Origin of the sequence: Aeromonas sp. YN13HZO-058, from assembly GCF_001921245.1 — a bacterium.
GTDB lineage: Bacteria > Pseudomonadota > Gammaproteobacteria > Enterobacterales > Aeromonadaceae > Aeromonas > Aeromonas allosaccharophila.
In genome coordinates this window covers 157942-172901 of sequence record NZ_MQSY01000062.1, presented here as the reverse complement: position 1 = coordinate 172901, position 14960 = coordinate 157942, and the positions used below count along the sequence as shown (strand labels likewise).

The window sequence follows — 14960 nt, the reverse complement described above, 5'->3', positions numbered from 1 at the left end:
AGCGCCGAGGCGCTCTTTTTTGTTGTTCGGTTGTATCGATTGCAATGCGGGACGATTACAGCGCCTCGAGTGCCTCGGACAGCTTCTTGACCGGCACCACTTCCATCCCTTCGATGGGGTGCTTGGGGGCATTGGCGTGCGGCACGATGGCGCGACGGAAACCGTGCTTTGCCGCTTCCTGCAACCGCTCCTGACCGGACGGCACCGGGCGAATTTCACCGGAAAGGCCCACTTCGCCAAATACCACCAGATCCTTGGGCAGTGCCTGATCCCGGAAACTGGAGACCATCGCCAGCAGCAGCGCCAGATCCGCACTGGTCTCCTCGACCTTGACCCCGCCGACCACGTTGATGAAGACATCCTGATCCGCCATCTGCAGGCCGCCGTGACGGTGCAGCACCGCCAGCAGCATGGCAAGCCGGTTGTGATCCATCCCCACCGCCACCCGGCGCGGGTTGGAGAGCTGGGAGTAGTCCACCAGCGCCTGCAACTCCACCAGCAGCGGTCGGGTACCCTCCCAGATCACCATGACGATGGAGCCGGGCGCCTGCTCCTGCCCCCGACTGAGGAAGATGGCGGAGGGGTTGCTCACCTCGCGCATCCCCTGCTCGGTCATGGCAAAGACCCCCAGCTCGTTGACCGCGCCGAAGCGGTTCTTGTGGGAGCGCAGGGTGCGAAAACGGGAGTCATGGCCGCCATCAAGCAGCACCGAACAGTCGATGCAGTGCTCCAGTACCTTGGGGCCTGCCAGACTGCCATCCTTGGTCACGTGACCCACCATGAAGATAGCCACATGGTTCTGCTTGGCGTAGCGGGTCAGCAGCGCCGCCGCCTCACGCACCTGTGAGACCGAACCGGGGGACGATTGCACATCCGCCACATGCATCACCTGAATGGAGTCGATCACCATGATCTGCGGCTGCTCCTGCTGAGCAATCAGGCAAATCTGCTCGACGCTGGTCTCGGAGAGCATCCGCAGCTTGTCGGTGAGCAGCCCGAGGCGGTTGGCCCGCATCGCCACCTGCTGCAGCGACTCCTCACCGGTGACATAGAGGGTTTTCATCCGCTCGGCCAGACCACACATGGTCTGCAGCAGCAAGGTCGACTTGCCCGCCCCCGGGTTGCCGCCGATCAGAATGGCCGAACCGGGCACCACGCCGCCGCCAAGCACCCGATCCAGCTCCTTGAAACCGGAGGTAAAACGGGGGATTTCAGTGGTGGCGATCTCTGCCAGTGTTTGCACCTGACTGCCGACCGCGCCGGCATAACCGGTGTATCGGGCACTCTTGCCAGCAGGGCTTACCGACCCGAGACGCACCTCGGTGATGGTATTCCACTCCTTGCACTCGCTGCATTGACCTTGCCAGCGTGTGAAGTCGGCACCACATTCGGAACAAACATAAGCAGTTTTATTTTTGGCCATTGATAACTCGGGGACAGGATGAATTCCTGCTTGATATACTTGTTTGCGACCGACAGATCAAACCCAGAATCGGAAAAGTGACTTTCCGTGGCAGGAACACATGGATTCAGAACACCAGCAACATCTGATTGAACAACTCGTCCCCTTGCTGCGGGAGAAAGATTTCGACGAGATCTTCAACCGCATGACCCAGGAGGAAAACAGCAACAGCCGTTTTCTGATCAAGATGGAGCTCAAGCGCAAGTGCTCACCCTGCCGCAGGGTCATCGACATGCGCGATGAGCTGGGGGATGAGTGCCTGGTGCATGAATTCGACGGCATCACCCACTTCATGCCCGCCGAGGCGATCGGCCTGTTTCAGTCCCAATGCTATCTCTACCGCGATATCTATACTCTCGGCGTCTACGAGGCGCTGCAACAGTGGCAAAAACAGCACCACAACGCTCGTGTGGATGGCCAGCTCTCTCCCCCTGCCAGCCCCTTCCGGCAATATGACGTCAATACCATCGCTTTTGCCAGCTACTACGGCCGCCGTCAGGAGCGGATGCACTTCAGCTCGCCGGTACTGATCAAGTTTCAGGACGGTGAGAAGCTGTTCGCCAAGAGTTCTGACCTATCACTTGGAGGCATGCGGGTCTCAGTCCCCTATCTGCCCAACTACCACACCGGCGCCCAGGTGGAGGTCTTCTTTACCGGGCTGGAGCGGGACACCCCCAATCCGGTGCTGCACCAACCGGTCGGCTACCAGATACTCGGTGAAGAGAGCAAAGAGGGGAAATATTGGCTGAGACTGGTGCGCTCCGGCGAGCAGCCCGCCTTCGATGCCTTCCTCAGCGACTTTATCGAGGCCAACAAGATCCGCTATCGGGTCAGCGTTGACTACCTGCTCTCCGCCGCCATCATCAAGGGCTATGAGCAATTCTACCTGCCGCGGATGACCGGCATGCCGCTCTTCTTCGGCACCGGCGACAGCCCCAACCTCGAGATCGCCCTGCGTACCGAGAACAACCAGCACCTGCTGGAGTATTGGCGCGACGAAAAGAACCGCGATGCCCTCGCGGGCCTCTTCAACGCCGAACGGATGAAACGGCTCTGCCCGGCCCCCGGCACCACCACCGAGGCCATCATCTACTGCTTTACCCACACGGTGCGCAGCCATATCTACTTCTTCTCCGCGACCGCCGAGGAGCTGCGCCAGAGTGGCCTCACCGCCCTCTTCTTCCAGGTAGGCTCGCGCCGCCCCAGCTGGCGCGTCTACAAATTTTCGCTGGAGGCGTGCGATTTGGTCGAGGCAGATGTGGGCCAACTGCAGGGGCAGGACAACCCGCAGTTGCAAGATATCCTGCTGCTCGAGCGGCTCAAGCAGATCGGCTACTGCGGCCTGCTGCAGGAGATCGGCCAGGAGTCCCAGCGGGAAGAGTTCCATCAGGAAGGAGTCAGCAACAACGCCAACGAGCTGCAGCGCTTTGGCCACGAGCAGGGCGTCGCCCCGTTCGAGATCGAGACCCTGCACTATGTTCAGTTGCGCAAAGAGTCGCGCTACATCCACAAGACGGCGGTCGCCATCCACCACAATGGCAAATCCTGGATCGGCTGGACCCGCGACATCTCGACTCACGGCCTGCAAATCGAGCTGGAAGAGGCCTTCGTCGGCGAGAAGAATGATGTGGTGACCATCGCCCTGCCCCGCTTGCAGGAGCTCTCCAAGAGCATGGATCTGCAGCACCTCTCCTACCGGCTGGTCAGCCTCAACATGACCCGTACCGTGCTGCACCTCTGCATCGAAGGGGATTCGGATCGCCACACCGGCCGCCAGTTCTTCAGCCTGCTGATCGAGAGCAACCAGAACAAACTCAAGGCGGCCCAGGAGCAGCGCCGCTATCGTGGGCTGGCGCGGGCACTGCGCAACATCTACACCCATCACCTGTTCAACTCGCCGGTCTACGTCAACAAGCTGAAAGGGGCGCCCAAACCGGCTTCCATCGGCAAGTCGCTGCAACCGCGCAGTCTGCAGCGGCTGCTGCAAGCCTGTGCCGAGCTGCCGGAACAGGAGAACCTCTACCCGCTGTTTCAGGGGGAACTGCTCAAGGAGCTGCTGATGAACCCGCTGCGCGCCATCGAGCGGGAGGACAAACCGAGAGAAGACGAGGTCTACATCGCCAGCATCCAGACCAAGGCGGGCCTGCCCATCTTCAACAGCCGACTGGCCAGCAGCTTTGTCAGCAGTCAGGAGAAGCGCCAGTTCATCGAACTGGCACAACAACAGGGAGAGTTTTACTCGGTACTGGTCGGCATCTCCCGCACCGGGCGGCCCGACACCAACTTCATAGCCAACGAGCTGGACTACATCGCCAAGTTCGCGATCCACAAGGCCAAAAAGCTGGAAGAGGAGCTGTGGAGCGTGGTGGGGGTCGGCGAGCTGACCGATACCACCCGGGCCACCCTGTTCCGCTTTGGCATCACGCCGCCGCTGAACTGAACATCCCGAAACATCCCCAAATGACACAGGGCGCTCGATGCGCCCTGTTTCTTGTCATGCCGTCTGCGGATTGAGCAGCCAGTCAAGGATCTGGGGGAAGTGATCCTCCTGCGCCTGCGGGGCGGTCAGCATGTTGATGTGGTCATAATCGAGGCGGTTGCCATTATCCCGCCCCAGACGGGTGTGGCGGGTGGCCGAGCCCATCTCGGCGCTGAAACGGCGCACATCGGTCGGGTGACCCAGCACCTTGTCCGCTTTGGCCGAGATCATCCAGAGCGGCGGCCAGTTGACCCGCGCCGCCGCCTCGTCATAGGCAAAACCGTCGTGGGGATCCTGCCAGGGGCCGCACTTGACCCAGGGGATGGTCTCCTGCAGATAGCGCAGCGGCTCGTCGTCAGCACCAATCTTCAGATTGCGAGCCGCCAGAAAACCGTGGCGGCGGGCCAGCCAGGGGGCCAACCGGTTCCAGATCAGATCCACCTTCAGCCAGCGCTCGGGATTGTGCACCGACACTCCGCGCTTGGTGCCAAAGAACAGCAGGCTGGCCACCTGATCCGCCAACTCGGGGAAACGCACCAGAGTCGAGGCCATGATGACGCCACCCCAGGAGTGGGCCACCCAGTGTACCTTGAAACCGTGATGGCGCGCGGCAATCCAGCGGTGCAGGGTGGGCAGATCCTCGGTGATCAGTTCGTGCTGACCGTGCTCCGCCTGCTCGGCGATGGCCGGAGTGCTGAGCCCCCGCCCCCGCAAATCAGCCACATAGACCTGATAGCCGTGGCGGGCCAGAAAGCAGGCCAGCCCCTTGCCCGATTCGGTGTAGAAGATCCGGCCGTTCTCTATGGCGCCGTGCACCATCAGGATCGGCTCGCCATGCACGGCGACCCGGGGTTTGATGTGGCGAACATGCAGTTGATGGGCGCCACAGGGGATAAACAGAGACTGCTGCAACAATTCCATTTTTATGGGTTTCCTCCTTGAAACACGATCAGCGCTGGTCCCAACGCCGCTCGCTGCAGGCCCGTGCCGCCAACAGGCAGATCACCCCTTCCAGATCGTGATGATTGAGGGTGGCCGCCGCCTGCGCCCGCACCAGCGGTTTGGCGTGAATGGCAATGCCAAGCCCGGCTACCCCCATCATCTTGAGATCGTTGGCGCCATCGCCGATGGCCACAGTCTGGGCGGCAGCAATACCGTACTCCTGCGCCAACTGCTGCAACACTTCGGCCTTGACGGAGGCATCGACAATCCGCCCGCTCACCTCGCCGCTCAGTTGCTCCTCTTCCACCGCCAGCTCGTTGGCAAAGATGGCGTCGAGCCCCAGCGCCTGCTGCAGCTCACCGGCAAAACGGGTAAAACCACCAGAGGCGATGGCCACCTTCCAACCCGCCCCTTTGAGGGTATCGACCATCAACTGCAAGCCGGGCATCCACGGCATGTTGGCGGCCACCTCGTCGAGAATGGTGACTGGCGCCCCTGCCAGCAGGGCCACCCGGTTGCGCAGGCTGTCGGAGAACTCCAGCTTGCCCTGCATGGCCGCGGCCGTTACCGCCGCCACCTGATCCCCCACCCCGGCAAGGCGGGCAATCTCGTCGATACACTCGATGCGGATCGCGGTGGAGTCCATGTCCATCACCAGCAGGCCGGGTTTGCTCAGGGTCGGCAGGGCGGGCAAATGACAGAGATCGATCTCCCACTCACCGCTATTGAGCTCGGCCACCAGCGCGGGTGAGAAGCGATCGCAGCCAAGCAGCAGCAGCGGCACACCCGCCACCTCGCTGGGAGGATAGAGGGTGGCTGCCAGCCCCTGGGCGGCCAACAGTGGCGACAGACGCGCCAGATGGGATGCACCCAGCCCCTTGCCAAATAGCACCAGCCAGCCCCCCGCCTGCGGGGTCTCTGTCGGCTGCAACGCATCAACGTTGAGCTGCCAGCAGGGTGCGCCGGACAACAACGCGGGCCAATCGGATAACAGAGGGGGGAGCCGGGACAACAACATAAGGGATACGCCTTCCTTGGTGATCAGGGGGTTAACAATGCTGGTCCAGAGTAGCGTATTGCTTTTTGTACAGGCAAGCGCCAAGATCCCGCCACTCCTTGTCACCATGAGGCCTCACGCTTGCAGCGTCATCTTCCAATCAAACGTGTTCTCAGCCTGGCCGCCGGCATTTTGCTCGGCTGCTGGGTACTCGGCGTGCTCATCCATATGCAGGGTGAAAGCCAGGCGTCACTGCACAGCGAAGCGCGCAACCGGGCGCAGGCGCTGGTCGCCTATGCCGCCCGCGACATGAAGCGCTGGATCAAGGAAGACAAAAGCAGCGAGCTGGAGCGGCTGGCACGGGATCTGGCGGCCGAGCCGGAGATCCTCGATGTCACCCTCTATGACGGACGCGGCATTCCCCTCGCCCAGTCGGAGCAGGCGGTGCCGCTGGAGAGCCTGCTGCCCATCGGCAGCGACAACAAGTCGCTGCCGGATCAGGGCAAGGGGCGGATCCAGTTCGTGCAGGAGATCCTCGATGGCCCTCAGACCATCGGCTACCTGCGCATCACTCTGGAAGAGCAAAAGCTGCTGGCAGACAAGGATACCCGGCTCAAAGTAGTGCAGGAGAAGCAGCGACTGATGCTGCTGGTTGCCCTGCTGGCCGGGCTACTCATCTCCTACGGCGTGCGCCGCAACTACATGCGGGTGCGCAAACACAAGAAAAAGAGCAAACCTGCCGATCAGCCGTAGACCGGCGCCGATCCCCCTGCCACCTTGTATATATATCCTTGATGGCACAACCAGCAGGAGAGCTGCATGATTGCCCCCACTTTACCCGTGGATGAAGAGAGTCGGCTGGCACGACTGCGGATCCTCGGGCTGCTCGACCGCGAGCCCATCGCCCAGCTGGATCGCCTGACCCGCCTCATCAGCCGCCATTTTGATCTGCCCGTGGCACTGGTCTCCCTGACCGATGTGGATCGCCAGTGGTTTCTCTCCCGCACCGGCATCCCGCTGTGCGAAATCAGCCGGGAGCACTCCTTCTGTGGCCACGCCATTTTGCAACCCGGCATCATGCAGGTGCCGGATGCCCGTATCGACCCCCGCTTTGCCGACAATCCGCTGGTGCTCGGCCCACCCCATGTGGTGTTCTACGCCGGTCGCCCCCTGCGGGCGCTGGACGGGGTGGTGCTCGGCACCCTCTGTCTGGTAGACAGCAAGCCGCGTACCCTCGATGAGGCGCAGCGCCAGGATCTCGATGATTTCGGCCTGCTGGTCGAGAGCACCCTGCACGATCTCGAGCGGCGCCATCAGGTACGCAGCCTCAGCAACGTGCTGGAAGATCAGGAGCATCTCTTCACCCAAACTTTCAACCAGTCGGCGGTCGGCATGGCGCTCTCCTCTATGGAGGGGGTGTGGCTCAAAGCCAATCCGGGGCTGCAACAGCTGCTCGGTTATCGCGAACAGGAGATGCTGAATCAAACCTGGCAAGCCATGACCCATCCCGACGATCTGCCACGAGAGTTGCCGCTCTTCCAGGCGCTGATCGATGGCAAGCGTCAGCACTACCGGCTGGAGAAGCGGATGTTGCGTGCAGATGGCCGCCACTGTTGGGTACAACTGAGCGTAACCCTATGCAAGAGCCGCACCGTGGCCCCCCACCTGATCGCCGTGTTTGCCGATCTCACCGAGCGCAAGCTGGCCGAAGAGAAGCTGCTGCAGTTGCAGCTGGGGCTGGCGATGCAGGTGCGAGAACGCACCCGCGAGCAGTCGGCAACCGTCGAGCAACTGCACACCGCGATGGCCGAGGTGGAGCGCAACCGTGCCCGACTGCGCGCCATCACCGACGGCCTGCCGGTTACCATCAGCATGCTCTCGCCAGAGGGGCGCTACCTGTTTGCCAATCAGGCTTACTGCCGCTATTTCGGGCTCGATCCCGAACGCATGCTGGATATGAGCGCGCGGGAAGTGATCGGTGAAGCCGCCTATGCCAATGCCATGACCTATCTAGCCCGGGCACAGGCGGGGGAGCAGGTGAGCTTCGAATACCGCTTCGAGCTGCCCATCGGCCCGCGCGATCTCAAGATCACCATGATCCCGAGCCGGGGCGACGAGGCCGGGATCTATATCCTGGGTGCCGATATCACCCAGTTCAAGGCGCTGCAGAGCCAGCTTGAACATGATGCCAGCCACGACCCGCTCACCACCCTGCCCAACCGGCGCGCGTTCACCCTGCGCCTGACCCGCGAGCTGGAGCGGGTACACCATGACGGGGAGGCGCTCGGCCTGCTGTTTCTCGATCTGGATGGCTTCAAGGAGATCAACGACCGGCTGGGACACCATGTGGGGGATGCCCTGCTGCATCGCTTCGCCAGCGTGCTCTGTGCCGAAGTGCGTCCCGGCGACATGGTGGCCCGCCTCGCAGGCGACGAGTTCACCATCATACTGCCCGACTTGCGCCACCCGGAGCAGGAGCTGCCAGCCCTCTGCCAACGGCTGCTGACCTCCATGGCCGAACCCTGGGATGTGGCTGGCCACCGGCTACCGCTGGCGGGCAGCATTGGCGGTGCGATCTGTCGTCATGGTCAGCACTGCCACATCGACGAGCTGCTGCACCGGGCGGATGCCGCCATGTATCGGGCCAAGCTGGCAGGCAAGGGGCGCTTCGCCCTCGACCTATGACGCCAGCCTCAGAAATGCAAAACGGCGGCCCGAAGGCCGCCGTTTTCATTCCACTTGTCATGCCACTACGACAGATTACTTGTCGCCCAGCAGGACGGAGTCCAGCGCAATCTCGATCATGTCGTTGAAGGTCAGCTGACGCTCTTCGGCAGTGGTCTGCTCGCCGGTACGGATATGATCGGAGACGGTGCAGATGGTCAGTGCCTTGGCACCGTACTCTGCAGCCACGCCGTAGATACCGGCCGCTTCCATCTCGACACCCAGGATGCCGTATTTTTCCATGACGTCGAACATGGAGGGATCCGGGGTGTAGAACAGGTCGGCGGAGAAGATGTTACCAACGCGCACCGGAGTGCCCTTGTTCTTGGCAGCCTGAACAGCATTGGCAACCAGGTCAAAGTCAGCGATGGCAGCGAAGTCGTGATCCTTGAAACGCAGACGGTTTACTTTGGAATCGGTGCAGGCACCCATACCGATCACCACGTCACGCAGTTTCACATCTTCACGCACGGCACCGCAGGAGCCCACGCGGATCAGGGTCTTCACACCGTAATCGGTGATCAGCTCTTTTGCGTAGATGGAGCAGGACGGGATACCCATGCCGTGACCCATGACGGAGATACGACGGCCCTTGTAGGTACCGGTAAAGCCGAACATGTTGCGCACGTCGCAGATCTGCTCGACGTTCTCCAGGAAAGTTTCAGCGATGTACTTGGCGCGCAGGGGGTCGCCCGGCATCAGCACGGTATCAGCAAAGGCGCCATCTTTCGCATTGATATGAGGAGTTGCCATTCTCTTGATTCCTTCACACAGGTTGAGTTTTATTGTTTTATAAATTGCCCGCCGCCGAAGTGGCGGGCGGGTAAATTACAGGAAGCTGGTACCGTATGCCAGTTTCGGCAGACAGTGGTAAGCCGCGATGCTCTGGCCGATATCGGCAAAGGTCTCGCGACGACCGACGGAGCCAGCCTTGACCGGCTTGCCGAAGAACAGCACCGGAATGTATTCACGGGTGTGGTCGGTGCCACCCCAGGTCGGGTCGCAACCGTGGTCAGCGGTCAGCACCACCACGTCGCCATCCTGCATCTGCTCGAACAGCTCCGGCAGGCGGGAGTCGAAGTACTCCAGCGCATCGGCGTAACCCTTCACGTCACGACGGTGGCCGTAAGAGGAGTCGAAGTCCACAAAGTTGGTGAAGACGATGGTGTTGTCACCGGCTGCTTTCACCTCTTCCAGAGTACGATCCCATAGCTCAACCAGACCTGTACCTTTCACCTTCTTGGTGATGCCCTGCTCGGCATAGATGTCGGCGATCTTGCCGATGGAAACCACCTGGCCACCCGCATCTTTCATGTAGTCCAGCACGGTCGGCGCCGGCGGCAGCACGGAGTAGTCGTGACGGTTGCCGGTACGCTTGAAGTTGCCCTTGCCAGTGCCCACGAACGGACGCGCAATCACGCGGCCGATGTTGTAGGGCTCCAGCAGCTCGCGCACGATGTGGCACAGCTCATAGAGCTTCTCGAGGCCGTAGGTCTCTTCGTGGCAGGCAATCTGGAACACGGAGTCGGCAGAGGTGTAGAGGATCGGCTTGCCGGTCTTCATGTGCTCTTCGCCCAGATCATCCAGCACCTGGGTACCGGAGGCGTGGCAGTTGCCGAGATAACCCGGCAGGCCAGCCTTCTCGACGATGGCGTCCAGCAGCTCCTGCGGGAAACTGTTGTGGTGATCCTTGAAGTAGCCCCACTCGAACAGCACGGGCACACCGGCGATCTCCCAGTGACCTGACGGGGTATCCTTGCCGGAGGAGAGTTCCTGAGCAAAGCCGTAGGCACCGACCACCTCGATATCTTTCTTCAGCCCTTCCGGGAAGTAGCCGGAGGCCTGCTCGCAAGCGTGGCCCAGACCCAGCTTGTTGAGGTTGGGCAGATTGAGGGCACCGCGGCCTTCAATTTCACCTGCCGCACACGCCTTGGCGATATGGCCAAGGGTGTTGGCGCCCACATCTCCGAACTTCTCGGCGTCGGCAGCAGCGCCAATACCGAAAGAGTCCATCATCAGAATAAAGGTACGTTTCATGGGTCTTCCCCTTGTTACAAATCAGCCAGGGTGATACGGCGGTACACTTCAGGCAGAGCCTGTGGCCGCTCGCCACCAATCCGGACAGCCGCCTGCACCATGCTGGCAGCCTGAGCATATTGCTCTTCAGTCTGAGCGTGGATCATCGCGATCGGCTTGTCAGCATCGACGCTTTGACCCAGGCGGATAAAGTCGGTCAGACCGACCGCATAATCAAGTTTGTCACCGGCAGCGCGGCGACCACCGCCCATCGCCACCACGGCCAGACCCAGCTCGCGGGTATCCATGGCGGTCACGAAACCGCTGTTGGCCGCAAACACCGGACGCACGATGGCCGCTTTCGGCAGGTAAGCATCGTAACGCTCCATGAAATCGGCCGGACCACCCAAGCCAGTAACCATGCGACCGAAGATCTCGGCAGCCTTGCCGTTATCCAGCACCGCCTGCAGTTTGCGGCGGGCATCGCTGTCGTCGCTGGCCAGACCGGCGGAGATCAGCATCTCGGCGCACAGCGCCATGGTCACTTCGTGGATGCGCGGGTTGCGGTATTCACCGGTCAGGTAGCGCACCGCTTCGCGCACTTCCACCGCGTTACCGGCGCTGGAGGCCAGCACCTGGTTCATGTCGGTGAGCAGCGCAGAGGTGCGGCAACCGGCACCGTTGGCCACGGCCACGATGCTCTTGGCCAGCTCTTCGGACGCTTCGAAGGTCGGCATAAAGGCGCCGGAACCCACTTTCACATCCATTACCAGTGCTTCGAGCCCGGAGGCAAGCTTCTTGGAGAGGATGGAGCCGGTGATCATGGCGATGGATTCGACGGTGGCGGTGATGTCCCGTACTGCATAGATACGCTTGTCAGCCGGAGCGAGATCGCCGGTCTGGCCGATGATGGCGACACCCGCCTCTTTCACCACTTTCAGGAAACGATCATTGTCGACCGAGGTCTGGTAGCCGGGAATGGCATCCAGCTTGTCCAGTGTACCGCCGGTGTGGCCCAGGCCACGGCCGGAGATCATCGGCACGAAACCGCCGCAGGCAGCGACCATCGGGCCAAGCATCAGAGAGACCACATCACCCACACCGCCGGTGGAGTGTTTGTCGACAATCGGGCCACCCAGGTTCAGGTGATCCCAGGTCAGTACCATGCCGGAGTCACGCATGGCGCAAGTCAGGGCAACCCGCTCATCCATGGTCATGTCTTTGAAGTAGACCGCCATCGCCAGCGCAGCAATCTGCCCCTCGCCGATGGTGTTGTTGGTAATGCCCTGAATGAAGAATTGAATCTCTTGGGTACTGAGCGCTTCACCGTTGCGCTTCTTGCGAATAATTTCTTGAGGCAAAAACATCTTTCATTCCCTCCGCCATTGCTGGCGTCAAACAAGCCTGGATCCTTGCCCGCACACCGAGTGGTGGGGGCCTGACAGGGCGGGAGTCCCCCGCCCTCTCATCAACTTATTAGTAACCGCTGGTGTTGGCCGGCTTGTCGCCGTGCCCCAGGGTGGCCAGCAAGCTGGCCAGCAGGCTGGATGCGCCGAAGCGGAAGGTGCGGGCAGATACCCAGTCCTTGCCGAGGATCTCTTCAGCCATGGCCAGGTACTGACCGGCAACGGCTGCATCTTTCACGCCACCAGCAGGCTTGAAGCCGACTTTCGGATTCTTGGCCTTGATCACTTCCATCATGATGCGCGCCGCTTCCGGAGTCGCATTGACCGGCACCTTGCCGGTGGAGGTCTTGATGAAGTCTGCACCGGCATCGATACAGATCTCGGAAGCGCGACGGATCAGCGCCTCTTCTTTCAGCTCGCCAGTTTCGATGATCACTTTCAGCAGCACGTTGGCGCCACAGGCTTCTTTACAAGCTTTGACCAGATCAAAACCGATCTGTTCATTGCCGGCCATGAAGGCACGGTACGGGAATACCACGTCCACTTCGTCGGCACCGTAGGCGACAGCGGCACGGGTTTCGGCCACGGCGATCTCGATGTCGTCGTTGCCGTGAGGGAAGTTGGTCACGGTCGCAATGCGCACGTCGGCAGCGCCGATCTCACGCAGGGTCTTGCGAGCGATAGGGATAAAACGGGGATAGATGCAGACGGCGGCAGTCAGGCCAGCCGGTGACTTGGCCTTGCGGCACAGGTCGATCACCTTCTGATCGGTGTCGTCATCGTTCAGGGTGGTCAGGTCCATCAGGTTCAGGGCGCGCTGGGCGGCCACTTTCAGATCAGTCATTCTGTTCTCCAAAGTCTCGATTTAATCCAGATAACCGGGCACCACCAGACCATCCAGCGATGGATGCACAGGCAGTAATCCCCAGCTATACGGGAATGGAATTACAGTGCGAAGGCACCGCCACTATCCGGATGCCATTCAAAGCACCCTGCAGGCACTGCGACTGTAAATAAGGCAAGAGCCCTGTCACTTTCTTACAAAAGTGCGGACTTGGTTCCATGAAGACTTGAGAAAGGCCGACAACATCTGACCCGACTTCCCAATCAATTCCATTTGACCGCCAACACCCGATTTCATCGAGTATTAGTCATTGCCAGCACCCTGCTGGCAACGCCTATTTCAGCCGAGATACCCCCTGTTTGCAAGCCGGATTTGCCAATTTCAGAGGTACCTCACATCTGGCAAATCCAGGTCTAAAAAAGCCTTACGAAAAGAAGCGAGTCAGGATCCAGGAGTAGGCCAATCCCCCCAGATAGACCCCGACGATCCCCATTACCCCGGACAAAACGGGTGGTGCCGGGATCGGCAATTTGAGGAAAGAAAACAACAAACCGACTATAAAGCCAGCCACCATCGCCAGTAGCACTTCATTCATATAACCTCCGATTTGACTCATTTTATTATTAGTTTAGATAGGAAAACGGTTGTCACCGATCCATACGCGAACGCCACGGCAGATGCCGTGGCGTTCGTGTTTATACCCTGTCAATCAGGCCGCTATTACATGGCGGAGAGAGCCAGGAAGAAGCCTGCGATAGTGGCAGACATCAGGTTGGACAGAGAGCCAGCCAGTACGGCTTTCAGACCAAAGCGTGCAATGGTGCCGCGGCGGTTCGGTGCCATCGACCCCAGACCACCCAGCAGGATGGCAACGGAGGAGAGGTTGGCAAAACCACACAGGGCAAAGGAGATGATCGCCTTGGTGTGGGCAGACATGGCCACGCCGTTGATCAGCACTTCATCTTTCAGGTACGGAGCGAAGTTCAGGTAGGCAACAAACTCGTTCACCACCAGCTTCTGACCGATGAAGGAACCCGCCACGATGGCTTCATTCCAGGGCACACCGATCAGGAAGGCCAGCGGGGAGAAGATCCAGCCCAGCAGCAGTTCCAGGGAGAGCTGCGGATAACCAAACCAGCCACCCACACCGGAGAAGATGCCGTTGATCATAGCGATCAGACCGATGAAGGCCAGCAGCATGGCGCCGACGTTCAGGGCCAGTTGCATACCGGCAGAGGCGCCAGCAGCGGCAGCGTCAATGACGTTGGCAGGCTTGTCGTCCAGCTCGGCATCAGCAGAGCTTTCGTCGTAGTTCGGGGTCTCGGTCTCGGGAACCAGCAGCTTGGCAAACAGCAGACCACCCGGAGCAGCCATGAAGGAGGCAGCAATCAGGTACTCCATCTTGACGCCCATGGAGGCGTAACCGGCCAGTACTGAACCGGCAACGGAAGCCAGACCACCACACATGACGGCGAACAGCTCGGAGTCAGTCATCTTGGAGATGTAGGGACGAACCACCAGCGGCGCTTCAGTCTGGCCTACGAAGATGTTGGCAGTGGCTGACAGGGATTCGGTGCGGGAAGTGCCCAGCACTTTCTGCAGGCCACCGCCCAGCAACTTGATGACAACCTGCATGATGCCCAGGTAGTAGAGCACGGCAATCAGGGAAGAGAAGAAGATGATGACCGGCAGAACACGGAAGGCAAAGATAAAGCCGCCGCCACCGAACACTTCAAACATCTTGTTGCTGACCAGACCGCCGAACAGGAATTCGATCCCGTTCTGGCCGTAGCTGATCACGCTGGATACCGCGTCGGACACACCGACCAGGATATCGCGACCAACCGGCACATAGAGTACGAACGCACCCAGACCGGCTTGAATTACGAACGCACCGACAACGGTACGCACGTTGATTGCCTTGCGATTGCTGGAGAACAGCACCGCGATAAGGACGAGCGTCGCCATCCCTACCAGACCCATGAACAAATTCATTATTATCTTCCTCTAGTAGCACCTGGCTTGTTAGCGAGTTGTTATTAAACCCAACTAATCAAGGGGAGCGCATTATACTAATTAAAGTCCGATAA

12 protein-coding genes are annotated in these 14960 nt (G+C 60.4%); 3 read left to right on the top strand and 9 right to left on the bottom strand.

Going from position 1 to position 14960, the window contains the following annotated elements; genetic code table 11:
* Window positions 1-55: 55 nt before the first annotated feature.
* On the bottom strand, window positions 56-1423 hold the full coding sequence (radA, locus tag BSP75_RS16700; RefSeq protein ID WP_075113942.1) for a DNA repair protein RadA: 1368 nt from the start codon (window positions 1421-1423) through the stop codon (window positions 56-58).
* Between the two features lie 100 nt (window positions 1424-1523).
* Here radA and BSP75_RS16695 point away from each other — a divergent pair, with 100 nt between their 5' ends.
* Window positions 1524-3902 (top strand): PilZ domain-containing protein, encoded by a 2379-nt coding sequence (locus BSP75_RS16695; protein WP_075113941.1) that lies wholly within the window; start codon window positions 1524-1526, stop codon window positions 3900-3902.
* A gap of 54 nt (window positions 3903-3956) precedes the next feature.
* Here the strand turns inward: BSP75_RS16695 and BSP75_RS16690 are convergent, their stop codons facing one another.
* Window positions 3957-4862: an alpha/beta fold hydrolase gene (locus BSP75_RS16690; protein ID WP_075113940.1), complete on the bottom strand. Its 906-nt coding sequence runs from the start codon at window positions 4860-4862 to the stop codon at window positions 3957-3959.
* A gap of 28 nt (window positions 4863-4890) precedes the next feature.
* A complete protein-coding gene (gene serB / locus BSP75_RS16685; protein WP_075113939.1) occupies window positions 4891-5901 on the bottom strand; it encodes a phosphoserine phosphatase SerB in 1011 nt (336 codons plus the stop codon).
* A gap of 120 nt (window positions 5902-6021) precedes the next feature.
* On the opposite strand from serB, the gene BSP75_RS16680 reads away from it, so the two are divergent.
* Window positions 6022-6633: an AhpA/YtjB family protein gene (locus BSP75_RS16680; protein ID WP_075113938.1), complete on the top strand. Its 612-nt coding sequence runs from the start codon at window positions 6022-6024 to the stop codon at window positions 6631-6633.
* 66 nt (window positions 6634-6699) lie between these two features.
* On the top strand, window positions 6700-8565 hold the full coding sequence (locus BSP75_RS16675) for a diguanylate cyclase (RefSeq protein WP_075113937.1): 1866 nt from the start codon (window positions 6700-6702) through the stop codon (window positions 8563-8565).
* 75 nt (window positions 8566-8640) lie between these two features.
* Here the strand turns inward: BSP75_RS16675 and deoD are convergent, their stop codons facing one another.
* The 6 genes from deoD to BSP75_RS16645 form a co-directional block, all read right to left on the bottom strand.
* Window positions 8641-9357: a purine-nucleoside phosphorylase gene (deoD, locus tag BSP75_RS16670; RefSeq protein ID WP_033135484.1), complete on the bottom strand. Its 717-nt coding sequence runs from the start codon at window positions 9355-9357 to the stop codon at window positions 8641-8643.
* A gap of 75 nt (window positions 9358-9432) precedes the next feature.
* Window positions 9433-10641 carry a phosphopentomutase gene (locus BSP75_RS16665; RefSeq protein WP_075113936.1) on the bottom strand — a complete coding sequence of 403 codons (1209 nt, stop codon included), beginning with the start codon at window positions 10639-10641 and terminating at the stop codon, window positions 9433-9435.
* A gap of 14 nt (window positions 10642-10655) precedes the next feature.
* On the bottom strand, window positions 10656-11987 hold the full coding sequence (gene deoA / locus BSP75_RS16660) for a thymidine phosphorylase (RefSeq protein ID WP_042656279.1): 1332 nt from the start codon (window positions 11985-11987) through the stop codon (window positions 10656-10658).
* 109 nt (window positions 11988-12096) lie between these two features.
* Window positions 12097-12870: a deoxyribose-phosphate aldolase gene (gene deoC, locus BSP75_RS16655; protein WP_075113935.1), complete on the bottom strand. Its 774-nt coding sequence runs from the start codon at window positions 12868-12870 to the stop codon at window positions 12097-12099.
* A gap of 424 nt (window positions 12871-13294) precedes the next feature.
* Window positions 13295-13465, bottom strand: a complete 171-nt coding sequence (locus BSP75_RS16650; protein ID WP_005340467.1) for a XapX domain-containing protein — start codon at window positions 13463-13465, stop codon at window positions 13295-13297.
* Window positions 13466-13590: 125 nt separating this feature from the next.
* Window positions 13591-14865 (bottom strand): NupC/NupG family nucleoside CNT transporter, encoded by a 1275-nt coding sequence (locus BSP75_RS16645; RefSeq protein WP_058053950.1) that lies wholly within the window; start codon window positions 14863-14865, stop codon window positions 13591-13593.
* Window positions 14866-14960 lie beyond the last annotated feature (95 nt).